29 protein-coding genes are annotated in these 24519 nt (G+C 72.2%); 10 read left to right on the top strand and 19 right to left on the bottom strand.

Annotation, left to right across the window (positions count from 1 at the left end; genetic code table 11):
* The first annotated feature begins 30 nt into the window (after positions 1 to 30).
* Positions 31 to 756 carry a PepSY domain-containing protein gene (locus tag AB0368_RS23445; RefSeq protein ID WP_366156065.1) on the top strand — a complete coding sequence of 242 codons (726 nt, stop codon included), beginning with the start codon at positions 31 to 33 and terminating at the stop codon, positions 754 to 756.
* Positions 757 to 857: 101 nt separating this feature from the next.
* Here the strand turns inward: AB0368_RS23445 and AB0368_RS23440 are convergent, their stop codons facing one another.
* On the bottom strand, positions 858 to 2075 hold the full coding sequence (locus AB0368_RS23440; RefSeq protein ID WP_366156064.1) for a S8 family peptidase: 1218 nt from the start codon (positions 2073 to 2075) through the stop codon (positions 858 to 860).
* 230 nt (positions 2076 to 2305) lie between these two features.
* On the opposite strand from AB0368_RS23440, the gene AB0368_RS23435 reads away from it, so the two are divergent.
* Genes AB0368_RS23435 through ngcE form a run of 3 tightly spaced genes read left to right on the top strand, consistent with a single transcriptional unit; the run spans position 2306 to position 6063 of the window.
* On the top strand, positions 2306 to 4129 hold the full coding sequence (locus AB0368_RS23435; RefSeq protein ID WP_366156063.1) for a long-chain fatty acid--CoA ligase: 1824 nt from the start codon (positions 2306 to 2308) through the stop codon (positions 4127 to 4129).
* Between the two features lie 18 nt (positions 4130 to 4147).
* Positions 4148 to 4366 carry a hypothetical protein gene (locus tag AB0368_RS23430; protein ID WP_366156062.1) on the top strand — a complete coding sequence of 73 codons (219 nt, stop codon included), beginning with the start codon at positions 4148 to 4150 and terminating at the stop codon, positions 4364 to 4366.
* A gap of 20 nt (positions 4367 to 4386) precedes the next feature.
* Entirely contained in the window at positions 4387 to 6063 is a 1677-nt protein-coding gene (gene ngcE, locus AB0368_RS23425) for an N-acetylglucosamine/diacetylchitobiose ABC transporter substrate-binding protein (protein WP_366156061.1), read from the top strand.
* On the opposite strand, the gene AB0368_RS23420 is transcribed toward ngcE, so the two are convergent.
* Together AB0368_RS23420 and AB0368_RS23415 are read right to left on the bottom strand one after the other, a co-directional pair.
* Entirely contained in the window at positions 6047 to 6256 is a 210-nt protein-coding gene (locus AB0368_RS23420; RefSeq protein ID WP_366156060.1) for a helix-turn-helix transcriptional regulator, read from the bottom strand. The genes ngcE and AB0368_RS23420 overlap by 17 nt on opposite strands.
* Before the next feature lie 10 nt (positions 6257 to 6266).
* Positions 6267 to 6674, bottom strand: a complete 408-nt coding sequence (locus AB0368_RS23415; protein WP_366156059.1) for a hypothetical protein — start codon at positions 6672 to 6674, stop codon at positions 6267 to 6269.
* Between the two features lie 76 nt (positions 6675 to 6750).
* Here AB0368_RS23415 and AB0368_RS23410 point away from each other — a divergent pair, with 76 nt between their 5' ends.
* Positions 6751 to 7920 carry a hydrolase gene (locus tag AB0368_RS23410; RefSeq protein WP_366156058.1) on the top strand — a complete coding sequence of 390 codons (1170 nt, stop codon included), beginning with the start codon at positions 6751 to 6753 and terminating at the stop codon, positions 7918 to 7920.
* Between the two features lie 18 nt (positions 7921 to 7938).
* Here the strand turns inward: AB0368_RS23410 and AB0368_RS23405 are convergent, their stop codons facing one another.
* The 3 genes from AB0368_RS23405 to AB0368_RS23395 all read right to left on the bottom strand — a co-directional run bounded on the left by AB0368_RS23405 (position 7939) and on the right by AB0368_RS23395 (position 10554).
* Positions 7939 to 9168 (bottom strand): RNA polymerase sigma factor, encoded by a 1230-nt coding sequence (locus AB0368_RS23405; protein WP_366156057.1) that lies wholly within the window; start codon positions 9166 to 9168, stop codon positions 7939 to 7941.
* Complete coding sequence (locus AB0368_RS23400; RefSeq protein ID WP_366156056.1) at positions 9165 to 9488, bottom strand: YciI family protein; 324 nt, start codon at positions 9486 to 9488, stop codon at positions 9165 to 9167. Before AB0368_RS23400 ends, AB0368_RS23405 begins: the two co-directional genes overlap by 4 nt.
* Positions 9489 to 9594: 106 nt before the next feature.
* Positions 9595 to 10554: an aldo/keto reductase gene (locus AB0368_RS23395; RefSeq protein WP_366156055.1), complete on the bottom strand. Its 960-nt coding sequence runs from the start codon at positions 10552 to 10554 to the stop codon at positions 9595 to 9597.
* Between the two features lie 39 nt (positions 10555 to 10593).
* Between AB0368_RS23395 and AB0368_RS23390 the strand changes: the two genes are divergently transcribed.
* Both AB0368_RS23390 and AB0368_RS23385 read left to right on the top strand, forming a co-directional pair.
* The gene (locus AB0368_RS23390; protein ID WP_366156054.1) at positions 10594 to 11253 is read left to right on the top strand and encodes an alpha/beta fold hydrolase; all 660 of its coding nucleotides are present in this window, start codon (positions 10594 to 10596) and stop codon (positions 11251 to 11253) included.
* Positions 11250 to 12044: an isocitrate lyase/phosphoenolpyruvate mutase family protein gene (locus AB0368_RS23385; protein WP_366156053.1), complete on the top strand. Its 795-nt coding sequence runs from the start codon at positions 11250 to 11252 to the stop codon at positions 12042 to 12044. The genes AB0368_RS23390 and AB0368_RS23385 overlap by 4 nt, the downstream gene beginning before the upstream one ends.
* A 32-nt stretch (positions 12045 to 12076) precedes the next feature.
* Here the strand turns inward: AB0368_RS23385 and AB0368_RS23380 are convergent, their stop codons facing one another.
* The 3 genes from AB0368_RS23380 to AB0368_RS23370 form a co-directional block, all read right to left on the bottom strand.
* Positions 12077 to 12421 (bottom strand): hypothetical protein, encoded by a 345-nt coding sequence (locus AB0368_RS23380; protein ID WP_366156052.1) that lies wholly within the window; start codon positions 12419 to 12421, stop codon positions 12077 to 12079.
* 103 nt (positions 12422 to 12524) lie between these two features.
* Positions 12525 to 12947 carry a GNAT family N-acetyltransferase gene (locus AB0368_RS23375; protein ID WP_366156051.1) on the bottom strand — a complete coding sequence of 141 codons (423 nt, stop codon included), beginning with the start codon at positions 12945 to 12947 and terminating at the stop codon, positions 12525 to 12527.
* A gap of 127 nt (positions 12948 to 13074) precedes the next feature.
* Positions 13075 to 13497: a hypothetical protein gene (locus tag AB0368_RS23370; RefSeq protein WP_366156050.1), complete on the bottom strand. Its 423-nt coding sequence runs from the start codon at positions 13495 to 13497 to the stop codon at positions 13075 to 13077.
* 176 nt (positions 13498 to 13673) lie between these two features.
* On the opposite strand from AB0368_RS23370, the gene AB0368_RS23365 reads away from it, so the two are divergent.
* A complete protein-coding gene (locus AB0368_RS23365) occupies positions 13674 to 15596 on the top strand; it encodes an ATP-binding protein (protein ID WP_366156049.1) in 1923 nt (640 codons plus the stop codon).
* 6 nt (positions 15597 to 15602) lie between these two features.
* Here the strand turns inward: AB0368_RS23365 and AB0368_RS23360 are convergent, their stop codons facing one another.
* Both AB0368_RS23360 and AB0368_RS23355 read right to left on the bottom strand, forming a co-directional pair.
* The gene (locus AB0368_RS23360; protein ID WP_366156048.1) at positions 15603 to 16064 is read right to left on the bottom strand and encodes a pyridoxamine 5'-phosphate oxidase family protein; all 462 of its coding nucleotides are present in this window, start codon (positions 16062 to 16064) and stop codon (positions 15603 to 15605) included.
* Between the two features lie 53 nt (positions 16065 to 16117).
* A complete protein-coding gene (locus tag AB0368_RS23355) occupies positions 16118 to 17572 on the bottom strand; it encodes a PLP-dependent aminotransferase family protein (protein ID WP_366156047.1) in 1455 nt (484 codons plus the stop codon).
* A 59-nt stretch (positions 17573 to 17631) separates the two neighbouring features.
* Here AB0368_RS23355 and AB0368_RS23350 point away from each other — a divergent pair, with 59 nt between their 5' ends.
* Positions 17632 to 18291 carry a hypothetical protein gene (locus AB0368_RS23350; RefSeq protein WP_366156046.1) on the top strand — a complete coding sequence of 220 codons (660 nt, stop codon included), beginning with the start codon at positions 17632 to 17634 and terminating at the stop codon, positions 18289 to 18291.
* Positions 18292 to 18392: 101 nt separating this feature from the next.
* Positions 18393 to 18821 carry a hypothetical protein gene (locus tag AB0368_RS23345; protein WP_366156045.1) on the top strand — a complete coding sequence of 143 codons (429 nt, stop codon included), beginning with the start codon at positions 18393 to 18395 and terminating at the stop codon, positions 18819 to 18821.
* Between the two features lie 10 nt (positions 18822 to 18831).
* Here AB0368_RS23345 and hisF read toward each other — a convergent pair whose 3' ends face one another.
* From hisF to hisD, 8 genes are read right to left on the bottom strand one after another with little or no spacing between them, the layout of a single operon-like run.
* On the bottom strand, positions 18832 to 19608 hold the full coding sequence (hisF, locus tag AB0368_RS23340; protein ID WP_366156044.1) for an imidazole glycerol phosphate synthase subunit HisF: 777 nt from the start codon (positions 19606 to 19608) through the stop codon (positions 18832 to 18834).
* Positions 19605 to 20330, bottom strand: a complete 726-nt coding sequence (gene priA / locus AB0368_RS23335; RefSeq protein WP_366156043.1) for a bifunctional 1-(5-phosphoribosyl)-5-((5-phosphoribosylamino)methylideneamino)imidazole-4-carboxamide isomerase/phosphoribosylanthranilate isomerase PriA — start codon at positions 20328 to 20330, stop codon at positions 19605 to 19607. The genes hisF and priA overlap by 4 nt, the downstream gene beginning before the upstream one ends.
* Positions 20331 to 20353: 23 nt before the next feature.
* Positions 20354 to 20668: a hypothetical protein gene (locus AB0368_RS23330; RefSeq protein ID WP_366156042.1), complete on the bottom strand. Its 315-nt coding sequence runs from the start codon at positions 20666 to 20668 to the stop codon at positions 20354 to 20356.
* On the bottom strand, positions 20665 to 21294 hold the full coding sequence (hisH, locus tag AB0368_RS23325) for an imidazole glycerol phosphate synthase subunit HisH (RefSeq protein ID WP_366156041.1): 630 nt from the start codon (positions 21292 to 21294) through the stop codon (positions 20665 to 20667). The genes AB0368_RS23330 and hisH overlap by 4 nt, the downstream gene beginning before the upstream one ends.
* On the bottom strand, positions 21291 to 21461 hold the full coding sequence (locus AB0368_RS23320; RefSeq protein WP_366156040.1) for a hypothetical protein: 171 nt from the start codon (positions 21459 to 21461) through the stop codon (positions 21291 to 21293). Before AB0368_RS23320 ends, hisH begins: the two co-directional genes overlap by 4 nt.
* Positions 21458 to 22069, bottom strand: coding sequence for an imidazoleglycerol-phosphate dehydratase HisB (gene hisB / locus AB0368_RS23315; protein WP_366156039.1), 612 nt, complete (start codon positions 22067 to 22069; stop codon positions 21458 to 21460). Before hisB ends, AB0368_RS23320 begins: the two co-directional genes overlap by 4 nt.
* Positions 22066 to 23142: a histidinol-phosphate transaminase gene (locus AB0368_RS23310; protein ID WP_366156038.1), complete on the bottom strand. Its 1077-nt coding sequence runs from the start codon at positions 23140 to 23142 to the stop codon at positions 22066 to 22068. The genes hisB and AB0368_RS23310 overlap by 4 nt, the downstream gene beginning before the upstream one ends.
* Positions 23139 to 24449, bottom strand: a complete 1311-nt coding sequence (gene hisD, locus AB0368_RS23305) for a histidinol dehydrogenase (RefSeq protein ID WP_366156037.1) — start codon at positions 24447 to 24449, stop codon at positions 23139 to 23141. Before hisD ends, AB0368_RS23310 begins: the two co-directional genes overlap by 4 nt.
* Between the last annotated feature and the right edge of the window lie 70 nt (positions 24450 to 24519).

Genomic DNA, 24519 nt, shown 5'->3' with positions numbered 1-24519 from the left:
TCACCACGAAGACGACATCCGGAGGAACCCATGAACAGGCTTCGTACCATCTCGACCCTGGCCGCCGGCGCGGCCTTCGCGCTGGCCCTCGGCGGCGTGGCCCTCGCCTCGGACGGCGCCGACGACCCGTCCCACGCGGTGCCGATGCTGCCGAACGGCGACGTCGTCAACCCGTCCCCGTCGGCCGACGACTCGGGCCACGACGCCTCCGACGACTCCGCCACGAAGCCGGCCCCGAGCTCGTCGTCGCCGGCCGGCGCGGGCGCCATCAGCCTCGGCGCCGCGAAGGTCATCGCGCTGCGGGCGGCCGGCGGCGGCCGGGTCACCAAGGTCGAGCAGGAGACCGAGCACGGCCTCGCGGTGTGGGACATCGAGGTGCTCAAGGGTTCGGTCGAACACGACATCGACGTCGACCGGGCCACCGGCGCGGTCGTCCGGCACCGCCAGGAGGCCGGCAAGGCCCGCAGCAGCAGCGTGCGCACCAGCGACGACAACGGCAGCGACGACCGCGGCCGGGGTCGGGGCAGCGACGACAACGCCACGGACGACCGCGGGCGCGGCGCGGACGACAACGGCGCCGACGACCGCGGGCGCGGCGCCGACGACAACGGCACCGACGACAAGGGCGGGCAGCGCGGAGGCCACGGCGCGGACGACAACGGTGCGGACGACAACGGTGGCCGGCGCGGGGGCCACGGCGCGGACGACACCCAGGCGGACGACCGGGGTGGCCGCGGGCACGGGTCCGACGACTGATCCAGCCGGCCCCGGTGCGGAAGGCCGGGTGCCAACGGCCGTACATGAAAAAAGCGGTGCCCGGGCCGAAGAAGCCCGGGCACCGCTGGTTTGCGGGGAAGTCAGCTGACGAAGAGCAGGCGGTTCGGCGAGCCGGAGCCCGGGTTGGTCACGACGTTCGGGGTGGCGTTGGCGACCAGCGTGTCCCGCACCTGGGTGGGGCTGTAGCCGGGGTTGGCGGACAGGACGAGGGCCGCGGCGCCGGCGACGTGCGGCGAGGCCATCGAGGTGCCGCTGATCGTGTTGGTGGTGCTGTCGCTGGAGTACCAGTCGGACGTGATGTTCGAGCCCGGCGCGAAGATGTCCAGGCAGGTGCCGTAGTTCGAGTACGACGCGCGGGCGTCCGTGTTCGTAGTCGCACCGACGGTGACCGCCGAGGCGACCCGGGCCGGCGAGGTGTTGCAGGCGTTGGCGTTCGAGTTACCGGCCGCGAGCGCGTACGTGACACCCGAGCTGATCGAGCCGGCGACCGCGTTGTCGAGGGCGGTGCTGGCGCCGCCGCCGAGGCTCATGTTGGCCACGGCGGGCTTGTGGGCGTTCTGAGTGACCCAATTCACGCCGGCGACGACGCCCGCCGTGGTGCCCGAGCCGGAGCAGTTCAGCACCCGGACGCCGACGAGCCGGACCTGCTTCGCGACGCCGTACGTGGTGCCGCCGACCGTGCCCGCCACGTGCGTGCCGTGGCCGTTGCAGTCCACGCCCCCGCTGCCGACGGCGTCGTAGCCGAAGCTGGCCCGGCCGCCGAAGTCGGAGTGCGTGTACTTGATGCCGGTGTCGATGATGTACGCGGTCACGTTCGACGCGGTCTGCGAATACGTGTAGGTGGTGCTCAGCGGCCGGTTGCGCTGGTCGATGCGGTCCAGGCCCCAGGTGGCGTTCGGCTGCGTGGTCAGCAGGGAGACGTGCTGGTTCTGCTCCACGTACTTGACGTCACGGTTTGCCGCGAGGCGCTTGGCCGCCGGTGCGCTGAGGGTGGCCTCGAAGCCGTTGAGCGCGGCGCCGAAGGTCTGCGTGACCGAACCGCCGTAGCTGCGGGCGAGCGCGCCGGACCGGGTGCGGACGGCCGCCGCCGCCGTCCGGCTGCCGGCCTTGCCGCCGACGGCGGAGTCCTTGAGAACGACGATGTAACTTCCGGGGATCGCCTCGGCGGTCCCGGCGAGCCGGACCTGCCCGGTGGCCGGGGCGGCCGCGGCCGGGCTCGCCGTCGCGGCGGTGGTGGTGGCCAGAGCGAGCAGACCGACGGCCAGCACCTGGCTGCGTCGGGGACGTCGAATCGCCATGCTTTTCCTCTCTCGCGCCTACTGCTCCGATGAAATGAACAGTAGGCGCAAGACGTCGATAACCCTCTATATCGAATACCCCATATCAGGAATCCCGGGCCGATGGCCCTCGTCACGGCCGTGACTAGGATCTTGAAACGAGGCCGGACCGCACTTCCGTCCGCCGCTTCCTGGCAATACTCTTCGGTAACACGGCTGTAACCCCCATAGACGGCAAAGAGGCGGCGCCGATGGCTCTCGAGGTTCCCTACCGCTCGATCCCGGACATGTTCCTGCAGCGCGTGCAGGCGACTCCGAACGGCCAGGCTTTCGCCGTTCCCACCGCGGACGACACCGGGATGAGCTGGCTGACCTGGGCCCAGGTCGGCGAGCGGGCCAAGGCGATCGCGGCCGGCCTGGCGGGCCTCGGCGTCGGGCTGGAGGACCGGGTCGCGATCCTGTCCAACACCCGGCTGGAGTGGGCGCTCATCGACCTCGGCATCAACTGCGCGGGCGGCGCGACCACGACGGTCTACCCGACGACCGAGCCCGAGGACGCGGCCTACATCGTCGCCGACTCCGGCTCGAAGATCCTGATCGCCGAGAACCCGAAGCAGGCGCTGAAGCTCGCCGGCGTGGAGACCTCGGTCACCCACGTGGTGCTCATCGACGGCCTCGCGGACGCGTCCGCCCAGCCGCCCCAGCTCACCCTCGCCGAGCTCGAGCAGCGCGGCCGGGCGGCGCTGGCGGAGACGCCGGATCTCGTCGAGCGGATCGCCGCGACCATCGGCCCGGACAACCTCGCCACGCTGATCTACACCTCGGGCACCACCGGGCGCCCCAAGGGCGTGCAGCTGCTGCACGGCGGCTGGTGCTGGGAGGGCGTCGCGCAGGCGGGGCTCGGCCTGTTCGAGTCCACCGACCTGCAGTACCTGTGGCTTCCGCTGTCGCATTCGTTCGGTAAGTCGCTGCTCTGCGGAATACTGCATGTGGGCGTGCCGACGTACATCGACGGCCGGGTCGACAAGCTGGTCGACATGCTGGCCGTGGTCAGGCCGACGCTGATGTGCGCGGCGCCGCGCATCTTCGAGAAGGTCTACAACAAGACCGTCACCACCGCCCTCAGCGCGGGCGGCCTCAAGGCGAAGATCTTCGGCTGGGCGGTCGCCACCGGCCGGCAGAAGGTTGCCTTCGAGCAGGCCGGCAAGCCGATGCCCGCCGCACTCAAGGCGAAGTACGCGGTCGCCGAGAAGCTCGTCTTCAGCAAGCTCCAGGACAGGCTGGGCGGCCGGCTGCGGGTGCTGGTGTCCGGTTCGGCGCCGCTGAGCCGCGACATCGCCGAGTTCTTCGCCGCGGCCAACCTGCCGATCAGGGAGGGCTACGGCCTCACCGAGAGCAGCGCCGCCAACTTCGTCAACAGCATGGGCCAGCTCAAGATCGGTACGGTCGGCAAGCCCCTCGGCGACCTCGAGTGCCGCATCGACACCGACGGCGAGATCCTGGTGCGCGGCAAGCCGGTCATGCGCGGCTACCACAACCTGCCCCAGGAGACCGCGGAGGCGTTCACCGAGGACGGCTTCCTGCGGACGGGCGACATCGGCGAGCTGGACGCGGACGGTTTCCTGAGGATCACGGACCGCAAGAAGGACCTGGTCAAGACGTCGGGCGGCAAGTACATCGCGCCGTCGGCGATCGAGGGCATGTTCAAGGCCGTGTGCCCGTACACGTCGCAGGCGGTCGTGGTCGGCCAGGCCCGCAACTTCGTCACGATGCTGATCAGCCTCGACGAGGACGCGATCGCGGCGTGGGCGGCCGGCGGCCCGCTGGACGGCAAGTCCTACGAGGAGATCGTCGCGGCGCCCGAGACCGAGAAGCTGGTCGCGGGCTACATCGAGGAGCTCAACGGCAAACTGAACCGCTGGGAGACGGTCAAGAAATTCGCCATCCTCCCCCGCGACCTCAGCATCGAGCAGGGCGAGGTCACCCCGTCGATGAAGATCAAGCGGCGCAGCGTCGAAGCCAACTTCGCGGAGCAGATCGACAAGATGTACGCGGGCTCGCTCGCCCAGATCTGACCCTCAGCGGTGCCCGGCTTGATCGTCCGGGCACCGCTTTTCTCCGATCAGTCCGGCAGTCGTACGCGTCTCACTGCCTACCTATACCGGCTGCTGGCCGTCCATCCTGGACCGGCTGTCTCGGCCGACGCGGCGGCGAGCCCGGCCGGTGCCGGCACGGTCCGGATCCGGCTGCTGCTCGCCGAGCTCGTCCTCAACCATCTCGTGCGCGAGCATCGGCCGGGTCGCGATCCCTGAGCGGCCTCGGCTGGTACCAGGTGCGGGCCGGCGACCACGGCGAGGCGCTGGTCCTGTCCCACATCGGCGACAGCCAGTTGGCGCTCGGCCGTACCCGGGACGCCCGGAACACCTGGACCGCGGCGCTGGAGATCCTCACCGCCCTGGGCCATGCCGACGCCGAGGGGCTGAAGGTCCGGCTCGCCTGGCTCGATGGAGCCCGGGACGCGGCCGCAGATCTCCCAACGGGGCTTCGGGAGCGTGCCAAACCGGTAGATTTACACAACGTCATTGGACGGGGTGATCCGGAGGGCGTCATGTGGGGGGAGCCGACGGGCAGCCGCCCGGCTCGACGGACGGTCCTGCGGCAGCTCGCCTCGGTGCCGCTCCTGACGCTGCCGACCCTCGGGCTGGGCGCCTGCGCCCGCGACGCGGACCCGAGTGATGATCCGTTCGGGGTCCGGAGGGACGCGCCGCTCGAGGTGGTCATCTTCAACGGCGGGTACGGCGACGAGTACGCCAAGGTGCATCAGTCGATGTACCGGACGAAGTTCCCGAAGGCCGACGTCACGCACGTGCCGACCAAGGACATTCAGGGACTGGTGCAGCCGCGGCTGATGGCCGGCAATCCACCGGACGTGGTGCTGAACGACGGGGCCCGGCAGTTCCAGTTGGGCTCCCTCGTCAACGACGGGCAGCTGGCGAGCCTCGACGGGTTGATGAATGCCCGCACGATCGACGATCCAGCCGTCAAGGTCCGCGAGATGCTCCTTCCGGGGACGATGGATTCCGGCACCTTCAACGCCACGGTGTACTCCCTCAACTACGCATACACCCTGTTCGGGCTGTACTACGACGCCGCGCTCTTCCGGTCCAAGGGTTGGACGGCGCCGACGACCTGGGACGAGTTCCGCGCCCTCGCGCCGAAGATCAAGGCGGCGGGCATCGCGCCGTGGACCCATGCCGGCGATTACCCGTACTACATGGGGTGGCCGCTCGCGGACTGGATCCAGAAGGTCGGCGGCACGGCGGCCGCGATGAAGATCGACAATCTCGAGCCGGGCGCCTGGCGGCAGGAGGCCGTCACCGCGGCGCTCAGCATGGTGATCGAGATGGTGGCCAAGGGATGGGTGCTGCGCGGCAGCGAGAACCTCAGTCACCTCGAGTCCCAGCAGGCCCTGATCGACGGCAAGGCGGCCCTGATGCCCTGCGGCACGTGGCTGGAGAACGAGATGAAGGGGTCGCTGCGGCCCGGCGTGGAGTTGACCCTGCTGCCGGTCTGGAGCGTCAGCGACGGCGACGCGCTGCCCCACGGCAGCGTGCGGGCCGGCGCCGTCGGGTCGTTCGTCGTCCCGGAGAAGGCCGCCAACAAGGCCGGCGCGCTGGAGTACCTGCGGATCATGGCTTCCGCGGCCGGCGCCGCCGCCTTCGCCCGGTCCACCCTGTCGCTGGCCAGCATCCGGGGTTCGGCGGACACCGTCACAGGTTCCACCGCGCTGACCTCGGCGCGCGAGGTCCTCGGCCGGGCCGGCACCAACATCCTCCAATGGCGACTCAACGACTGGTACGTGAATCTGGACAAGCAGTGGCAGGCCGCGGTGGACGACCTCATGCGCGGACGGATCAAGCGGCCGAGCGAGTTCACCACCCGGATGGAGTGGGCCGCGGACCAGATCGCGAAAGACCCGTCGGTGACCAAGTTCAGACGCCAGAAGTAGACGAGTCGGGAGTGAAGATCTCCTCGATGGTCAGGCCGAAGACGTCGGCGATGGTGAAGGCCAGGGGCAGGCTGGGGTCGTACCGTTCGGTCTCGATGGCGTTGATGGCCTGCCGGGAGACCTGGCAGCGGTCGGCGAGGTCGGCCTGACTCCACCGGCGGGCGGCGCGCAGTTCGCGTAGTCGGTTCTTCATGGTGCGTCCTTCAGCGGTGCAGGCGGGTGCGCAGGTCGGCGAGCCCGAGCCAGAGCCCCACACCGCCGATGAGGATCAGCTGGGCGAGCTGACGCAGCTCGATGACGCCCGCCGCATCGAGCAGGGTGGCCACCTGCAGCGCCACGAGGACCGCCGCGAACGCGACGGCCATGCTCTCCAGCTGGATCCTGCGCAGGTATTCGTCCGCGCGCCGGAACGCCCGCCAGAGCACCCAGACCACGGCGAGGGAGAACACCGCGGTGGCCGCGATCCACCAGGCCTTCTGGGCGGCGGTCTGATCGGGGTTGCTGCCCAGCGCCAGGGCGACCGCGCCCAGCGTCATCACGGGAATGCCGTCGATGAGGACCGCGCGGCGGGCCGCTCGTGTCACCTGGTCGTGCCGTGTCTCTTCAGCCATGGGAAGAAGGTAAGCGATCCCTTCCAAAATGTAAAGCGTCCTTGACTCGATGGAAGGCGAACCTTACGTTCGGATCATGTCGAACGAGAGCTCAACCCTGACCCGCCGATCCCTGCTCGGTGCCGCCGCGGCGGCGGCCGTCGCTTCCGTACCGATAGCCACCGCGGCATCGGCGGCCGCGAAGGTGCGACTCACCCTGCCGGCGCCCACCGGGCGCCATCCACTCGGTACGGTCTCGTTGCACCTCGTCGACCGGGCACGCGCCGACCCCTGGCAGGAGTCCCGGGCGGCCCGTGAACTGATGGTGCAGATCTGGTACCCGGCGCGCGCCGCCCACGGCCACCCGTACGCGCCGTGGATGTCGCCGGCCGCCGTACCGCTCTTCGAGCAGGACCAAGGCATCCCGGCCGGCACGCTGGTGCTGCCGACCACGCACGCCCGCGTGGGCGCACCGGTGGACCGCGGCCGGTGCGGCAGGCCCGTCGTCCTGTATTCGCCCGGGCTGCGCAGCGACCGCAGCCTCGGCACCCTTCTGATCGAGGAACTGGTCAGCCACGGCTACGTCGTCGTGGCCGTCGACCACACCTACGACGCGGACCATGTCGAGTTTCCCGGCGGCCGGGTGGAGAGCTTCGCCGTCACCGGCGACATCGACGACACTCTGATCGCCAAGGCGCTCGCCGTGCGTACCGCGGACACCCGGTTCGTCCTGGACCAGCTCACCGAGCTCAACGCCCGACGACCCTCCCTCGCCGGCGCGTTCGACCTGTCCCGCGTCGGCATGGCCGGGCACTCCCTGGGCGGCGCCACGGCCGCCGCGGCCATCCGCGCCGACCGGCGCGTGCGGGCGGGCGTCGACCTGGACGGCAGTCTGCTGGCACCCGTCACCGCGGGCACCGACCGGCCCTTCCTGCTCTTCGGCAGCGACCCCGGCCCGGGTCCGGACGACCCGAGCTGGGATCAGTTCTGGGCAACCCAGTACGGCTGGAAACGCGAACTGGCCCTCATCGGCTCCACCCACACCTCGTTCACCGATCTGGAGACACTCCTCCCCCAGGCCGGGCCCGCCCTCGGGCTCACGCCCAGCCAGGTGACGCAGGCGATCGGCACCCTCGCCCCGCACCTCGCCATCCACGCGCAACGCGACTACGTACGGGCGTTCTTCGACCTTCATCTGCGCCACCGCGACAACCACCTGCTCCGGCGGCCCTCACCTCGCTACCCGCAGATCCGGTTCCTCCGATGAGGCGACGCCACCGGGGCGCTACCGCAGCTGGTCGCGGCGCCGGGTCAGGTAGGCGGCCTCGGCGGTGTTGCCCGCCAGCTCGATGGCTTTCCCGTACGCCGCCCGCGACTGCTCACTGCGGCCCAGGCGGCGCAACAGGTCGGCGCGGGTCGCGTGGTAGGCGTGATACGCGGCCAACCTGTCCCCGAGACGGTCGACAATGGCCAGTGCGACGTCCGGGCCGTCGAGCTCGGCGACCGCGATGGCCCGGTTGAGGGCGACCACCGGCGAGGGGTCGAGGCGGATGAGCTGGTCGTAGAGGGCGACGATCTGCGACCAGTCGGTGTCGCGTACGTTGCGGGCCGAGGTGTGGACGGCGTTGATCGCCGCAAGGATCTGGTAGCGACCCGGAGCCACCCCGGCGGCCAGGCGCTCGCGCACCAGCCCGTGCCCCTCGGCGATCAGCGCCGCGTCCCAGGCCCCCCGGTCCTGATCGCCGAGCGGGACCAGTTCGCCGCTCATCGACACCCGGGCGGTGCGGCGGGCCTCGGTGAGCAGCATCAGCGCCAGCAGCCCGGCCACCTCGCCGTCGTCCGGCACGAGCGCACGGATCAGGCGGGTGAGCCGGATCGCCTCGGCGGTGAGGTCGTGCCGCACGGGATCGGTGCCGGGCCCGGTCGCCAGGTACCCCTCGTTGAAGACGAGGAACAGGACCGCGAGTACGCCGGACATGCGCGCCGGGAGGTCCTCCGCCGACGGCACGCGATAAGGGATGCGAGCCGACTTGATCTTGGCTTTGGCGCGGGTGATCCGCTGCCCCATGGCGGCCTCCTGCACCAGGAAGGCGCTGGCGATCTCGGGCACGGTCAGGCCGCCGACCATCCGCAACGTCAGCGCCACCCGGGTCTCCGTAGCGAGCGCCGGGTGACAGCAGGTGAAGATCAGCCGGAGCCGGTCGTCGTCGATGGCGCCCAGCGGCTCGGGCGGTTCGTCGTACATCATCCGAGCCTCCCTGTGCTTGTCGTCGCGCTTGCTCTCCCTGCGGATCCGGTCGATGGCCTTACGGTTCCCGGTGGTGGTCAGCCAGGCGCCGGGATTCGGGGGTACGCCGTCAGCCGGCCACCGTTCCACGGCGACCGCGAACGCCTCGGCCGCCGCCTCCTCGGCGATGTCGAGGTCACCGAAACGCCTGGTCAGGGCGGCGACCACCCGAGCCCACTCCTGGCGATGGGCCTGGGTGATCGCTGCCCGGACGTCGGCCCCGCTCACAGGAACGGCCGCACCTCGACCTTGCGATTGCAGGCCTTCGACCCGTCGGTGGCGAGCTTGAGCGCCACGTCGAGGTCGGGCGCCTCGATGATCCAGAAGCCGGCGAGGTACTCCTTCGACTCCAGGAACGGCCCGTCGGTGATCAGGCCTTCCCCGCCCCGGTTGTCGATGACGGTGGCCGCGCCGGGCCCGGCGAGGCCGCCGGCGAAGACCCAGTGCCCGTCGGCCTGGAGCCTTTCGTTGAACACGTCGATGGCGGCCATCTCGTCCGCGTTTGCCGCGTGGGTCTCGTCGGCGATCACGGAAACCAGGTACTGCATCTCGGCTCATCTCCTGTGGTCCGGGCCGCCCCTCGTGGGCAGCCGCTCACCCCGACAACGAACACCGCCGCCCCGATCCGACACCGCCCTTCCAGAATTCTTTCTGTCACGTCCAGGCCAGTCGTGACCGGTGCTGCCAGTACCGGGCGGGCGGCTCGGCGAGGGCGGTGAGGCGGGCGAGGTGATCCGGCCCGAGGGCAAGTGTCGTCGCTGTGACGTTGGACGTGAGCTGTGCGGTGGTAGCGGCCCCCGACAGGACGACGCCGGCCCACGGCTGGTGCAACGCCACGGCGAGTGCCACGACGTCCGGCTTGGTGGCGAGCTCCCGGGCGATGGCGGTGATGGCGGCGCCCGGTCCGCGGTCGCGTCCGGCGAGCCGGCCGTTGGCGAGGGCCTCCTTGACGATGACGAGGCAGCCGGCCCGGTGCGCCTCGGCGAGGGCCTGGCCCGCCGATTGTTCGAGCAGGTTCCACGTCGCCTGCACACTGCGGAAGAGCCGCGTGCCGTCGACGCGTACGTCCAGGGCGGCCCGGATGGTCGTACCCTGCTCGGGGCCGCTGGTGGACAGCCCGACGACGACGCCGTCGGCGGCCAGGTCGGCCAGGCGGCGGTGCAGGGCCTGGTCGGTGAGGGCGGTGCTGCCCGGGGTCACGGAGTGGATCTGGTAGATGTCCAGCCGGTCGAGCAGTGCCCTGGTCTCGGCCGACTGGCGCTCGAACGTGGCGAGGCTGTGATCCTTGCGCTCGTGGAGTTCCGCGTCGACCTTCCAGCCGGCGGTGTAGGTGTAACCCCACTTGCTGCCGATGACGACGTCGTCGATGTCGGGTCTGGCGGCCAGCCACTCGGCGAGGAACTCTTCGGCCCGGCCGTAGGACCGGGCCGCATCGACGTACCGCACGCCGGCCGCGTACGCAGCGTCGAGCAGGGCGTGGGCCCGGTCACGGAGCGCCTCGACGGTCCGCTCGGCCGGAAGGTCTCCGCCGTGCCCCAGGTTGATGTACCCGGGGCGCCCGACCGCGGCCAGGCCCAGGCCCATCCGGGCGGCACCGTCGAATGGGAACGTCATGACCGGCGATGATATCCGCCCTGTGTGAGGCTTCCGGGTATGGCGACTTTCGTTCTGATTCACGGCGGCGGGGGCAGTGCCTGGGACTGGCATCTTCTGGTTCCGGAGCTGGCGCGCCGCGGCCACGACGTGGTGGTACCGGAACTGCCGATCGGGGACAGCTCGGCAGGGTTCGCCGAGTTCCGTGAGACGGTCCTCGCTGCGATCGGCGGACGCACCGACCTGGTGGTCGTCGGACACTCGTACGGCGGGTTCACCGCGCCGCTGATCGCCGACCGGCTGCCCCTGCGGCTGATCGTCCTGCTCACTCCGATGATCCCGGAGCCCGGTGAGCGGCCCCGGGACTGGTGGGGCAACACCGGTTACCGCGGCGCGGAGGGCCTCAGCGAGGTGCAGCAGTTCTACAACGGCGTGCCGGCCGAGATCGTCGCGGAGGCCGCGGGGCACAGCCGGGACCAGACCAGCGCGGAAGGGGACGAGCCGTGGCCCCTGGACGCCTGGCCGGACGTGCCGACGAAGGTGCTCATCGGCCGCGAGGACCGGTTCTTCCCGCCGGACTTCCAGCGCCGGGTCGCCGCCGACCGGCTCGGCGTCACCCCGGACGAGATCGACGGCGGCCACTCAGTGGCGCTCAGTCATCCCGGGCCACTCGCCGACCGGCTGACCGCGTACCTGCCGATGTTAGGTTTCGCGGCATGATCGAGGACGTTCGCGGTGCCTTCCGCCAGTTGCACACGACCGGCACGTTCGTGGTGCCGAACCCGTGGGACGTGCCGTCGGCGCGGCTGCTCGAACAGGTCGGCTTCCCGGCCCTGGCCACGACGAGTTCCGGGTTCGCCGCTTCGCTCGGCCGCGGAGACCAGCACGTCACCCGCGAGGAACTGGTCGCCCACGTCGCCGCCCTCACCGCCGCCGTACGGGCGCCGGTCACGGTCGACGCCGAACGGGGATACGCCGAGGACCCGGAAGGCGTCGCCGAGACCGTACGGATGCTCGCCGACGCGGGCGCGAGCGGCGTGTCGATCGAGGACTACGACCCGGGCACCGGCCGCATCACACCCGTCGGCATCGCAATCGAGCGGATCGCCGCGGCCGCGAGCGTGTGCACCGGCCATGGCATGGTGCTCACCGGACGGGCGGAGAATCACCTCTACGGGATCGGTGACCTGGACGACACGATCGCGCGCCTGACCGCGTACAGGGACGCCGGCGCGGCTTGCGTCTACGCGCCCGGGCTGACCGACCTCGGTGACATCGCCCGGGTGGTCGACGAAGTCGGTGTCGCGGTCAACGTCCTGGCGTTGCGCAACGGCCCCGCCGTGCACGAACTCGCCGGCATCGGCGTGCGCCGGGTGTCCACCGGAGGCAGCCTGGCCTGGGCGGCCTACGGCGCGCTGGTGCGCGCTGCCGAGGAGCTGCGCGACAGCGGAACCAGCACCTACCTCGACGGGGCGCTGGCCCGTCCGCTACGCGACGCAGCCTTCGGCTGACCTGACAACGCCGGCAGAGCGTGCCGGGTGGGTCACTCGTCTTCGTCGTCCTCCCAGCGAGGCTCGGACGACACCTGCCACAGGCAAATCCGGTAACGCTCGACTCCGGCCAGCGCGTCCACGATGGCATCGAAATGACCCGGACCGTCCGGAGCAGCGCCTTCCTCTCGCAGCTGCCGGGCTCGGTTGCGGCCGTAGCCACACACCCGCACCCCGTACGTGCCAGGACCATCCGGGAGCTCTAAGCCGCGCTGAAACGTCTCCTCGAGCGACTGCGGGACACTGATGAACCCTCCGGGCACCTTGAGCTGTCCGTCCCGGAGCAGATCAGCGGAATCGTCGACTGCGGGCGGCTCGTCGTACACCTCGATGTGCACTCCGATGTGGACCAGATCGGATGCCACTTCGACCATGACCGCGTTAGCCGATGTCCCTCACAACCAGCGAACCTCAAACACCACCCTCAACCGACCGGTTCGATCAGGGAGGGGCCGGTTCCCAGAGCAGGAGCTGGCGGTGGTGGCCGAAGCCGTTGCGCAGGTAGAAGTCGACCGCGCGGCGGCCGGAGTGGACGGTCACGTGCACCAGGTCCCGGGTACGGGCCTCGGCCAGGATCGCGGCCATCAGCGCGGCGCCGACACCCCGGCTGCGGTGCTCCTGGCGGACCATGACCGACTGGACGTCGCCGTACCGCCGGTCCAGCGACCCGTTGCCGGGCACCCGTTCCGCGACGAGCAGCCAGGCGGAGCCGACCACGTACCCGTCGACCTCCGCGACGAACGGCAGGTGCGTCTCCGCATGGGCGGCCACCCAGTCGGCGTACGCCTCGAGCTTGTCCGGTTCGATGTCCCGGAGCTCCGCGAGCGCCGCCACGTCCGCCACGCCGGCCCTCCGCACGATCACCCGGCGGAGTCTAGGCCGAGGACGGGAGCCGTCCCGTCCCGGCCCTTCACGTTGCCGCCCGGCGCGGAAGATGCGGCGCGTCGGGTACCGCCCGAGTCTGAGCGGTACCCGACGCGGCGGGGCGGCGTCAGTACGGCAGGTCACCGTCGGTGAAGATGTGGAGGTTCACCAGCGTCTTCGTGGCGTTGTTGTTGGTCGCGCAGACGGTGTAGCTGCCGGAACCGGCGAAGGTGCCGAGCGAGGTGCGGCCCTCGTACGCGAAGCCGGCGATGGTGCCGGTCGGGGTGCCGTACACCAGGCCGCCGTTGCGGGTGACCTTGAACTTGGCGCCGGACGCGGTGGCCTGGCCGTCGGCGCGGACCTGATAGGTGGCGATGTCGCTGGCGGTGAGGCAGTGCTGCTCTCCGGGGCGGAGCGTGCCGCCCCAGCCTTCGGCGGAGGCGAGGGCCGCGTGCGGAGTGACGGCCAGGGCGATGCCGGCGATGCCGGCGGCGAACGCCGCGCGTCCGGCGTGGCGGGCGAGGAAGCTGCGGTTCGTGGTGCGGATCATGGTGGGCTCCTTGGCGTAGCTGGGTCTTTCTGACGCCGCTGACGCTATGGCCGCCGAACTTCCACAAGACAGACCGGTCCGCGCCCGACCCCCGCCCACTTTCCGCTCACCCCGCCCACCGTGACGCGTCGGGATTTCGACAGACGGCCGGGCGGGAAAGGGACGAGACTTGGGCCATGAGCACGCGGTTCGCCGACCAGGTGGCCAGCGCCCGCCGGCGGGACTTCGTCGGCCGCGCGGCCGAACTCGCCGGGTTCGCGCGGCTGCTGGCCGGCGACGGCGGCGCGCTGGTCTGGGTCTCCGGCCCCGGCGGGGTGGGCAAGACCTCGCTGCTCCACCAGTTCGCGGACCTCGCCGGGCGCTCGGGCCGCACGGTCGTGTGGCTGGACGAGCGCGTGCCCGAGGGCGACGGCCTCGTGGTGCTGGCCGACGAGGCGGTCGAGACGGACCTGCTGGCGGCGCTGCCGGCCGACGCCGTGGTCGCCGTGGCGAGCCGGGCCGGGCCGCCGGTGCAGTATCGGATCGACCCGGGCTGGTCGAGCGTGCTGCACACGATGCCCCTGGTCAACCTCGATGAGGTGGAGAGCGCGCTGCTGCTCACCCGGCGCGGCGTGCCCGCCGCGGCGCACGCCGACGCGATGGCCTTCACCCACGGCCACCCCCTGGCCCTGGCGCTGATCGCCGACGTCCGCGCCCAGCGACGCGAGCCCGCCGCTCCGGCCGGAGGACCTGAGGTGGTGGCCACGCTGCTCGCCGCGCTCCTCGACGCGGTGCCCAGCCCGGCGCACCGCCTGGCCCTCGACGCGGTGTCGCAGGTCGCCGTGACGACCGAGCCGCTGCTCGCCGAACTGCTGGACCTGCCGGACGCGCACGAGCTGTTCGAGTGGCTGCGCGGGCTGTCGGTGATGGCGGCGAGCTCGCACGGCCTGGTCCTGCACGACCTCGCCCGCGAGGTGCTGGCCCGGGATCTGCGCTGGCGGCATCCGGAGCTGCACGCCACCATCCACCACCGGGCCGGCGGCTCCTACCGGCGCCGGTTCGCCGGCGCCGCCCCCGACGAGCAGCGCCGGATCCTGCTGGACTTCGCGTTCCTGCACCGCGACAACCCGGTGATCGGGGCGTTCCTGCAACAGCGTCCGAGCGGTGACCTGCGGGTGGTGACCGCGGGCCCGCACCGGTGGCCTGCGCTGCGCGAGATGGTACGGCGCCACGAAGGCGCCGCCGAGGCGGACCTGTTCGACCACTGGTGCCGCGACCAGCCGGAGGCCGTGCACGCGGTGGTCGACGCGGAGGACACCGCGGTGGGCCTGGCCGTGCTCCTGACCCTGCACGCGCCGGACCCGCGCGACCCGGCGGCAGCGGCGGCGTGGCGGCGTGGCGCACCCGCCGCGGGTGAAGCGGTCTCGCTGCTGCGGTTCTGGCTCGACGCCGAGGAGTACCAGCAGCCCTCCCCCGTGCAGGCGCTCATCTCGCTGCACGCGGTGCGCCACTACCTGATCACGCCGGGCCTCGGCTACTCGCTGATCTACCACGCCGATCCGGGGCTGTGGGCCCCGATGTGCGAGTACGTGGGGTTCGCCCGGGTCGAGGACGCGGACTTCGTCGTGGACGGCCGCCGGTACGCCGGGTTCGGCCACGACTGGCGTCGCATGCCGCGGATGGCCTGGCTGAGCATGCTCATCTCCCGGGAGACGTCCGGCGAGCCGGCCGCACCGGAACCGTCGACGGTGTCCGGCCCGCTGGACCGGGCCGCCTTCACCGCCGCGGTCCGCGCGGCCCTGCGGGAATGGGGCCGGCTCGACCGGCTGGCGACGAGCCCGCTGCTGTCCGCCCGACTGCTCGCGCGCGCGTCCGGCGGGCGTACGGCCGAAGCGCTGCGCGCGGTCGTCGAGGAGGCCGCGGCGACGCTGGCCGACTCGCCCCGGGACCGGTCGGCGTACCGGGCGTTGCACCACACCTATCTGCAACCGGCCGGGACGCAGCAGGCGGCGGCCGACCTGTTGCGCCTGCCGATGAGCACCTACCGCCGGCACCTGGCCGCCGGAGTGGAACGGCTGACCGAGATCCTCTGGCAGCGGGAGTCCGCCGTCGAGCCATGACCCGGCTCAGCTCGCCCATACTCCGTCCCGCATCAGCGTGCGCCCGGGTATCTCGTCGGCCTCCCGCCACGCCTGGATCCGCTGCGGCGCCAGCACCAGGAAGACATAGCCCTCCCCCGCCGTACGCGGATCCCAGTCGGCCCTGCCGGCATAGCCCTCGGCCACCCAGCCCGGCGCCGTACCGACGGCCGCGACCGACTCCAGCCGCGCATCGATCATCACGACGTCGCGGGTCCCACCCAGCCCCAGCCGCGCGATCCCGGTAGCGGTGATGGCCCGGGCGGTACGGGAATTCCGGTCGGTCGCCAGGACGATGCGTTCCCTCAGCCACGCCAGGGTCAGCGGAACCAGGTAGGGCGCTCCGCCGTCCGCGGTCGCCACCCAGCAGTCGGCCACCGGGCCCTCGAGCTTGGCGAGCGTGTCCGCCTTGCGCTGGGCCCGGGAGCGCGGACTTGATTCTCCGGTCATGCGGCGATCATCCCGCCCGGCGCCCGCCGTGGCCACCGAGAAAGCCGCGAGGATCAGGCGATGACCGCCGGGGTCCGCCAGGCAGGCCGGGTAGCGCGGTCCAGGTCGTGCCGCACTGACGCGATGCGCCGGATGGCCTCCGTCAGGTCGTCGGCCGCCAGGGTGAACGGCAGCCGCACGAAGCGTTCGAGCGTACCGTCGAGCCCGAAGCGCGGGCCGGGCGCGAGCCGCACCCCCACGTCCTCGGCGGCGCGCGACAGCGCGCTGGAGATCGGCCCGTCGAGCTCCGCCCACAACGTCACGCCGCCACGCGGAACGGTGAACCGCCACTCCGGCAGGTGCTCGTGCAGCGCCTCGATGAGGGCGTCCCGGCGGAAGGCGAGCTGGGCGCGGCGGGCGGCCACGATGGCCGGAGCGTCCTGCAGGAGGTGGACCGCGACGAGCTGTTCGAGCACGGGGCTGGCCATGTCGACCCCCACCCGCAGGGCGGCCAGGCGCTGGACGAGCGGCGCCGACGCGCGGACCCAGCCGATCCGCAGGCCACCCCAGTAGGCCTTGCTCATGCCGCCGATCGACACCACCCGGGAGTGCCGGTCGAAGACCGCCACCGGCGGGGGCATCTCGTCGCTGTCGAGCGGCAGGTCCACGAAGGATTCGTCGACGACCAGCTCCGTGCCGGTCGAGTGGGCCGCGGCGACGAGGCGCTCGCGGAGGGCGGTCGGCATGAGGTGGCCGGTCGGGTTCTGGAATTCCGGGATCACGTACGCGAGCCGCGGCCGGGTCTGCCGCAGCGCCGCCAGCAGCAGCTCTCCGTCCCAGCCGCTGCCCGCGTCGAGGCCGTGAGTGCTGATCCGAGCGCGGCGCGCGGAGAGGGCGGCGAGCGCGTTCGGGTATGTCGGGGACTCCACCAGCACCGGCGCGCCGGCCGGGACGGACAGGCGGAGCACGAGATCGAGGGCCTGCTGGGTGCCGCTGGTGATGAGGATCTGCTCGGCGCTGGTGGCCACGCCCCGCGCCGTGTAGGCCTCGGCGACGGCCTCGCGCAGCTCCATCAGGCCGGTCGGGTGGTAGCCGGCGCTGCCGAGGAAGCGCGGCAGGTCGTCGGCGGCGGCGCGGGCGGCGGGCACCAGCTCGACCGGCGCGGCCGAGGCCGCCACGCCCATGTCGATCATGTCGATGTCGTCGCCGGGGGTCCAGAGCCCGGAGCTGGCCACCCGGTGGCCGTTCGGCAGGGTGGTCCAGCTTCCGGCGCCGCGGCGGCTGGTCAGGTGGCCGGTCTCGCGCAGGCTCCGGTACGCGGCGGTGACGGTCGTCCGGCTCACGCCCAGCGCCTCGGCCAGCTCGCGCTCGGCGGGCAGGCGTACGCCCAGCGGCAGCCGCCCGTCGCTGAGCAACCCGCGGATCGCCCCGGCCAGCGCGGCGTAGTCCGGGCTGCGATGCCGGCCCGGAAGCGAGTGCCACTGACCCAGCAGGCGGGCCAATTGGCCTCCCCGCACGGACGTCGTCATGGCCACCTCCGGGAAATTGGCTCTGTCAGCCGACCGAATTGGCCTTCAGAGTGGCACTCATGAGGTTCCAGAGCAACTCCGAAACACCCGGCCGCGGTCTCCCCCGCCGCGTCGGTCAGCTCTTCGCAGGTCTCGTCCTGTACGGCGTGAGCATGGCTTTCATGGTCGAGTCCCGCCTCGGCCTCACCTCCTGGGACGTCTTCCACCAGGGTGTGTCGAAGGCCACTGGCCTGAGTTTCGGCTGGGTGGTGATCCTCGCCGGCATCCCCATCCTGCTGCTGTGGATCCCGCTGCGGCAGAAGCCCGGCTTCGGCACCATCGCCAACCTCGTGGTGATCGGCCTCGTCGTGGACGCCGCCCTGGCCGTCCTGGCGCCCGGCGACTCGATGACCATGCGCGTCACCTACCTGGTGGTCGGCATCCTGCTCAACGGCGTCGCCACGGGCATGTACCTCGGCGCCCACTTCGGGCCCGGCCCCCGCGACGGGCTGATGACCGGCATCGTCAACCGCTTCCCGCGGCTGTCCGTTCGACTGGTCCGTACCACGATCGAGGTGGCGGTCCTGGCGACCGGCTTCCTGCTCGGCGGCACGGTGGGGCTCGGCACCGTCGCGTACGCGCTGGCGATCGGGCCGCTGGTGCAGCTGTTCCTGCCGGTGTTCTCGGCGGCACCCCACGCCCGTACGGTGCGGCTGACGCCGGCTCTCAGTACCTCCTAGGTGGACCCCACGGGTGATTTGTCCCGGCGCCGGGACACAGCTCGGTGATCATCACGACACATGTGCTTTCCGGTTTGCCGGACAGACGGCATCATTGCGGCATGGGGGCTGGCGGCTGGCATTGGAACGACGCTTGGATCTTCGTGTCCGCGGTCATCGCCGAGCGCCTCGAGCGCGACCGGGCGATGCACGCCGCCCTGCCCGTGACCGGCGCCAGCCTGGCCGACGTCCTGGCCGCCGCGGACTTCCTGCACCACAGCGTCCCGAGCCGCGCGGAGCTGGAGGAGTCGGTCCGGCGCCTGGCCGGTGCGGGCCTGCTCACCGTCGACGACGACCTGGTCGAGGTGGCCCCGGCCGGCGAGCAGCTCTGGCGCACCCGCCCGTTCAGCGGCCTGTCCTCGGCGGTGGTCACCCTGCAGACCCAGCTCAACCGCGCCGCCACGCCGGGTGACGCCGATTGGGAGCTGGACGACCAGACCTACAACGCGGCCGTCCGCGAATACTCCCTGCGCCTCGCCGACGGCCGCTGACCGGGCCCGCTCAGCGGACCGGGTGGCCCGCCGCCCGCAGGCTGTCCTTCACCTCGCCGATGGTCAGGTCTCCGAAGTGGAACACGCTGGCCGCCAGCACCGCGTCCGCGCCCGCCGCCACCGCCGGCGGGAAGTGCTCCACCGAGCCGGCACCGCCGCTGGCGATCACCGGGATGTCGACGACGGCCCGCACCGCCGCGATCAGCTCCAGGTCGAAGCCCGCCTTCGTCCCGTCGGCGTCCATCGAGTTGAGCAGGATCTCGCCCGCCCCCAGTTCCGCCACCCGCCGGGCCCAGTCGACCGCGTCGAGTCCGGCGGACTTGCGCCCGCCGTGAGTGGTGACCTCCCAGCCGCTGGGGTGCTCCCGCGCCGGCCCGGACGGCACCTGCCGCACGTCGAGCGACAGCACCAGGACCTGATTGCCGAAGCGGTCGGCGATCTCCGAGATGAGGCCGGGGCGGTGGATCGCCGCCGTGTTCACGCCGACCTTGTCCGCGCCCGCGCGCAGCAGGGTGTCGACGTTGTCGACCGTGCGGACGCCGCCGCCGACGGTCAGCGGGATGAAGACCGATTCGGCGGTACGGCGTACGACGTCGAGCATGGTGCCCCGGTCGTCGGAGGAGGCGGTCACGTCGAGGAACGTCAGCTCGTCAGCGCCCGCGGCGTCGTACGCGGCGGCGAGTTCCACCGGGTCCCCGGCGTCACGCAAGTCGACGAAGTTGACGCCCTTGACCACCCGTCCGGCGTCCACGTCCAGACACGGGATCACCCGTACCGCGACCGTCATGCCGACCTCAGGGCAGTGAGAGCCTCGGCGACCGTGAACGCGCCCGCGTAGAGCGCCTTGCCCGCGATCACGCCCTCGACGCCGACCGGTTCGAGGGTCGCCAACGCCCGCAGGTCCTCCAGGGTGGACACGCCGCCGCTGGCGATCACCGGCGCCGGCGTACGCGAGCACACCTCGCGCAGCAGGTCCAGGTTCGGACCCTTCATGGTGCCGTCCTTGGTGATGTCCGTGACCACGTAGCGGGCCGCGCCCGCCTTGTCGAGCCGCTCCAGCACCTCGAAGAGGTCGCCGCCGTCGCGGGTCCAGCCCCGGGCCGAGAGGGTACGGCCACGCACGTCCAGGCCGATGGCGACGCGGTCTCCGTACTCGCCGCAGATGCGGTCGCACCACTCCGGGTCCTCCAAGGCCGCAGTGCCGATATTGACCCGAGCGGCGCCGGTGGCCAGGGCCGCGCGCAGCGACTCGTCGTCGCGGATGCCGCCGGAGAGCTCGACCTTCACGTCGAGGCGGCCGACCACCTCGGCGAGCAGCGCGGCGTTGGAGCCCCGGCCGAACGCGGCGTCGAGGTCGACCAGGTGCACCCACTCCGCGCCGTCGTTCTGCCACGCCACGGCGGCCTCGAGCGGGTCGCCGTAGCTGGTCTCGGAACCGGCGGCGCCCTGGACGAGGCGCACCGCCTGGCCGTCCGCGACGTCGACGGCGGGCAGCAGGGTGAGGGTCACGGCAGGACTCCGTTTCGGCAGGGTTAGCGGCGGCCGAGGATCACGACGACCAGGGCCGGCAGGACGAGAACGATCAACGCGATGAGGACGAACCGCAGGGCGAGCTCCGGCACCAGGAACCAGATCAGCGCGGAGGCGACCAGCGGGATCACGACGATGCCGGCGCGCTGTGCCCGGCCGCGCCGGTACAGGCGGCCGGACCCGCGACGCTGCGGGGTGAGGCGGCGGAGCAGGGCGCGGCGGGTCTGCCGGCGGGCCACCCGGCGAGCGCGGGAGGCCTTCTCCTTCTCCAGGACGGCCAGGCGCTCCGCCCGCCGCCGGGCCCTCTCCTTGCTCACCGTGCGGTGAGCCCGGCGACCCAGTTGCGCAGGAGCGCGTACCCGGCGTCCGCGGACTTCTCCGGGTGGAACTGGGCGGCCGACAGCGATCCCCGCTCCACCACGGCCGCGAAGGGCGCGTCGTGGGCGGCCGTCGTCACCGTCGCACCGGCGGACTCGAGGGCGGCCAGATCCGACGCCGCATACGAATGCACGAAGTAGAACCGGGTGTCCTCAGGCAGGCCGTCCAGCAGGACCGAGCCCTCCGGCGCCGTGACCGTGTTCCAGCCCATGTGCGGGATCCGCCGCGCGGCCAGCTTGGTCACGGCCCCGGGGAGCAGGCCCAGGCCGCGGGTCTCGACGCCGTGCTCGACACCGGTCTCGAAGAGGATCTGCATCCCGACGCAGATGCCGAGCACCGGGCGACCGGCCGCCACCCGCCCGGCGATGACCGGGCCGGCACCCAGCTTCTCGATACCCGCCATGCAGGCCGCGTAGGCGCCGACGCCCGGGACGACCAGGCCGTCCGCGGCCGCTGCGGCATCGAGGTCGTCGGTCACGGTCACGTCCACGCCGGTACGCGCGACCGCCCGCTCCGCCGACCGCAGATTGCCCGACCCGTAGTCGAGGATCACGACGCGGGTCATGTGGCGTCCCCCGGGATGAGCCACAGCACGCCACCGGCCAGCGCGAGCAGCGCCAGGACGGCGACGAGACCGATGGAGAACTTGGTGGCGCCCTGCCGGGCCAGGGAGATCACGCCGCCGACGAGGATGCCGGCGAGGGCGAGCAGCAGGATCGGCGCGACGCTCACAGCACGCCCTTCGTGGACGGCAGCGCCCCGGCGTTGCGCGGGTCGATCTCGACGGCCTCGCGCAGCGCCCGGGAGAACGCCTTGAACTGCGCCTCGACGACGTGGTGGGCGTCCGGGCGGCCGCCGTCGCGGGCGGCGCGCAGCACGCTGACGTGCAGGGTCACCTTGGCGGCGTGGCCGAACGACTCGAAGATGTGCCGGGTCATGCTCGTCGGGTAGACCGGTCCGATGTACGGCGCCAGCTCGGGCTCGTCGTGCACCACGTACGGCCGGCCGGACAGGTCCACCGCGGCCCGGCAGAGCACCTCGTCCATGGGGATGGTCGCGGAGCCGTACCGCCGGATCCCGGCCTTGTCGCCGAGCGCCCGCGCGAAGGCCTCGCCCAGCGCGATGGCCGTGTCCTCCATGGTGTGGTGCGCATCGATCTCAAGGTCGCCCTCGGTGCGCACGGTGAGGTCGAAACCGCCGTGCTTGGCGAGCTGGTTCAGCATGTGGTCGTAGAACCCGACGCCGGTGGAGAGGTCGCCCTGGCCCGTGCCGTCGAGGTCGATCTCGACGAGGACCTTGGTCTCCTTGGTGACGCGCTCGATGCGCGCGGTGCGGCTCACGACAGAATCTCCTCGGCGGCGGTCAGGAACGCGGAAGTCTCGGCTTCGGTGCCCGCGGTGACCCGCAGCCAGCCGGTCAGGCCGACGTCGCGGATCAGCACCCCGCGGTCGAGGAAGGCCTGCCAGGCGGCCTTCTGGTCGCCGCCGGTGGCGAACAGCACGAAGTTGGCGTCGCTGTCGGCCACCTCGGCACCCCGGGCGCGCAGCGTCGCCACGATCCGGTCGCGCTGCTCCTTGATCGCGTCGACCGTGGCGAGCAGCGCGTCCCGCTCGGCCAGCGCCGCGCGGGCGGCGGCCTGGGTCAGCGCCGACAGGTGGTACGGCAGGCGGACCAGCTGCACCGCGTCGACCACGGCCGGGTCCGCGGCGAGGTAGCCCAGCCGGCCGCCGGCGAAGCCGAACGCCTTGCTCATGGTGCGGGTCACGACCAGCCGCGGGTGGCCGGGGAGCAGGGCGAGGGCGCTCGGGGTGCCCGGGCGGGCGAACTCCGCATAGGCCTCGTCCACGATCACCATGCCGCGCGCCGCCTCGAGCACCGCGGTGACGACGCCGGGCTCGAGGGCGGTGCCGGTCGGGTTGTTGGGCGAGCAGAGGAAGACCAGGTCGGGGTCGTGCTCCTCGAGCTGGGCCAGCGCCGACGCCGGGGTGAGGCCGAAGTCGGGATCGCGCAGCGCGCCGACCCACCGGGTGCCGGTGCCGGCGGCGAGCAGCGGATGCATCGAGTACGACGGTCCGAACCCGAGCGCCGTACGCCCCGGGCCGGCGAACGCCTGCAACAGCTGCTGCTGGACCTCGTTGGAGCCGTTGGCCGCCCACACGTTCGCCGTGGTCAGCTCGTGCCCGAGGTAGCCGGCGAGGTCGGCGCGCAGGGCCACGGCGTCCCGGTCGGGATAGCGGTTGAGGTCGCGCAGCTCCGCCTGCACCGCCTTGCCGATCGCGTCGACGACGGCGTCCGGCACCGGGTACGAGTTCTCGTTCGTGTTGAGCCGCACCGCCACCTCGAGCTGCGGCGCACCGTACGCGGACTTGCCCCGCAGATCGTCGCGCAGGGGCAGGTCGTCGAGCGTGGTCATGAGGCGAACCGCGCCGTCACGGCCTGCCCGTGGGCCGGGAGGTCCTCGGCGTTGGCGAGCGCCACCACGTGCGGGGCGACGTCGCGCAGGGCGGCCTCGTCGTACTCCACGACGTGGATGCCGCGCAGGAACGACTGCACGGACAGCCCGGACGAGTGCCGGGCGCAGCCCGCGGTGGGCAGCACGTGGTTGGAACCGGCCGCATAGTCGCCCAGCGACACCGGCGAGTACGCCCCCACGAAGATCGCTCCGGCGTTGCGCACCCGCATCGCCCACTCGCGCGCGTCCCGCGTCTGGATCTCGAGGTGCTCGGCCGCGTACGCGTCCACGACCGCCAGCCCCTGCGCCAGGTCGTCGACCAGCACCACGCCGGACTGCGTGCCGCCCAGCGCCTCGCGTACCCGGGTCTCGTGCTTGGTGGCCGGCACCTGGACCGCGAGCTGCGCGTCGACCGCGTCGGCCAGCTCGGGCGAGTCGGTGACCAGGACGCTGGCGGCGAGCGGGTCGTGCTCGGCCTGGCTGATCAGGTCCGCGGCGACGTGCACCGGCGAGGCGGTGTCGTCGGCCAGGATGGCGATCTCGGTGGGCCCGGCCTCCGCGTCGATGCCGACCGTGCCCTGCAGCAGGCGCTTGGCCGCGGTGACCCAAATGTTGCCGGGCCCGGTGATGACGTCCACCGGCGCGCAGCGGTCGTTCTCGTCGGCGCCGTCGGAGCCGTAGCCGAGCATGGCGATCGCCTGGGCGCCGCCGGCCGCGTACACCTCGTCGACGCCGAGCAGGGCGCAGGCGGCGAGGACGCGGGCGTCGGGCAGGCCGCCGTTCTCCTGCTGGGGCGGGCTGGCCACCACCAGCGAGGCGACGCCGGCCGCCTGGGCGGGCACGACGTTCATCACCACGGTGGACGGATAGACGGCTAGGCCGCCGGGGACGTAGAGGCCGACGCGGGACACCGGCACCCACCGCTCGGTGACGCTGCCGCCGGGAACCACCTGGGTGGTCACGTCGGTGCGGCGCTGGTCGGCGTGGACCTTGCGGGCGCGCTCGATGGCCACGAGCAGGGCCGCACGCACGTCCGGGTCGAGGGACTTCTCGGCCTCCGCGATGGCCTGGGCGGGCACCCGCAGGCGCTCGATGCGGACGCCGTCGAAGCGTTCGGTGGCCTCCCGGATCGCGGTGAAACCATGCTCCCGGACCGCCGCCACGACGGGGCGGATCTTCTCGACGGCCTGGGAGACGTCGAGCTGGGCACGGGGCAGCAGACCGCGCGGGTCCCGGCGGGAGCCGCGCAGGTCGATCCGGTTCAGCACGCCGCCAAGTCTAGGCCGCGGGCCGGTCCCGCCCCGGGCGCCGTACCAGGCAGTGGGAACCACCACTATG

The sequence above is a fragment of the Actinoplanes sp. NPDC051475 genome (genome assembly GCF_040689425.1).
Lineage (GTDB): Bacteria > Actinomycetota > Actinomycetes > Mycobacteriales > Micromonosporaceae > Actinoplanes.
Note: the sequence above shows the minus strand (reverse complement) of the source record. Positions and strands in the feature narration are given on the sequence as shown.

Coding starts and splice junctions, on each gene's coding strand:
- AB0368_RS23310 (WP_366156038.1), bottom strand. CDS start 23,142: ATGACCACGCTCGACGACCTGCCCCTGCGCGACGATCTGCGGGGCAAG.
- AB0368_RS23385 (WP_366156053.1), top strand. CDS start 11,250: ATGATCGAGGACGTTCGCGGTGCCTTCCGCCAGTTGCACACGACCGGC.
- AB0368_RS23360 (WP_366156048.1), bottom strand. CDS start 16,064: ATGACCGGAGAATCAAGTCCGCGCTCCCGGGCCCAGCGCAAGGCGGAC.
- AB0368_RS23365 (WP_366156049.1), top strand. CDS start 13,674: ATGAGCACGCGGTTCGCCGACCAGGTGGCCAGCGCCCGCCGGCGGGAC.
- AB0368_RS23440 (WP_366156064.1), bottom strand. CDS start 2,075: ATGGCGATTCGACGTCCCCGACGCAGCCAGGTGCTGGCCGTCGGTCTG.
- AB0368_RS23345 (WP_366156045.1), top strand. CDS start 18,393: ATGGGGGCTGGCGGCTGGCATTGGAACGACGCTTGGATCTTCGTGTCC.
- AB0368_RS23420 (WP_366156060.1), bottom strand. CDS start 6,256: ATGAAGAACCGACTACGCGAACTGCGCGCCGCCCGCCGGTGGAGTCAG.
- AB0368_RS23390 (WP_366156054.1), top strand. CDS start 10,594: ATGGCGACTTTCGTTCTGATTCACGGCGGCGGGGGCAGTGCCTGGGAC.
- AB0368_RS23355 (WP_366156047.1), bottom strand. CDS start 17,572: ATGACGACGTCCGTGCGGGGAGGCCAATTGGCCCGCCTGCTGGGTCAG.
- AB0368_RS23400 (WP_366156056.1), bottom strand. CDS start 9,488: ATGCAGTACCTGGTTTCCGTGATCGCCGACGAGACCCACGCGGCAAAC.
- hisH (WP_366156041.1), bottom strand. CDS start 21,294: ATGACCCGCGTCGTGATCCTCGACTACGGGTCGGGCAATCTGCGGTCG.
- AB0368_RS23410 (WP_366156058.1), top strand. CDS start 6,751: ATGTCGAACGAGAGCTCAACCCTGACCCGCCGATCCCTGCTCGGTGCC.
- AB0368_RS23445 (WP_366156065.1), top strand. CDS start 31: ATGAACAGGCTTCGTACCATCTCGACCCTGGCCGCCGGCGCGGCCTTC.
- AB0368_RS23395 (WP_366156055.1), bottom strand. CDS start 10,554: ATGACGTTCCCATTCGACGGTGCCGCCCGGATGGGCCTGGGCCTGGCC.
- AB0368_RS23350 (WP_366156046.1), top strand. CDS start 17,632: ATGAGGTTCCAGAGCAACTCCGAAACACCCGGCCGCGGTCTCCCCCGC.
- hisF (WP_366156044.1), bottom strand. CDS start 19,608: ATGACGGTCGCGGTACGGGTGATCCCGTGTCTGGACGTGGACGCCGGA.
- AB0368_RS23370 (WP_366156050.1), bottom strand. CDS start 13,497: ATGATCCGCACCACGAACCGCAGCTTCCTCGCCCGCCACGCCGGACGC.
- AB0368_RS23435 (WP_366156063.1), top strand. CDS start 2,306: ATGGCTCTCGAGGTTCCCTACCGCTCGATCCCGGACATGTTCCTGCAG.
- AB0368_RS23415 (WP_366156059.1), bottom strand. CDS start 6,674: ATGGCTGAAGAGACACGGCACGACCAGGTGACACGAGCGGCCCGCCGC.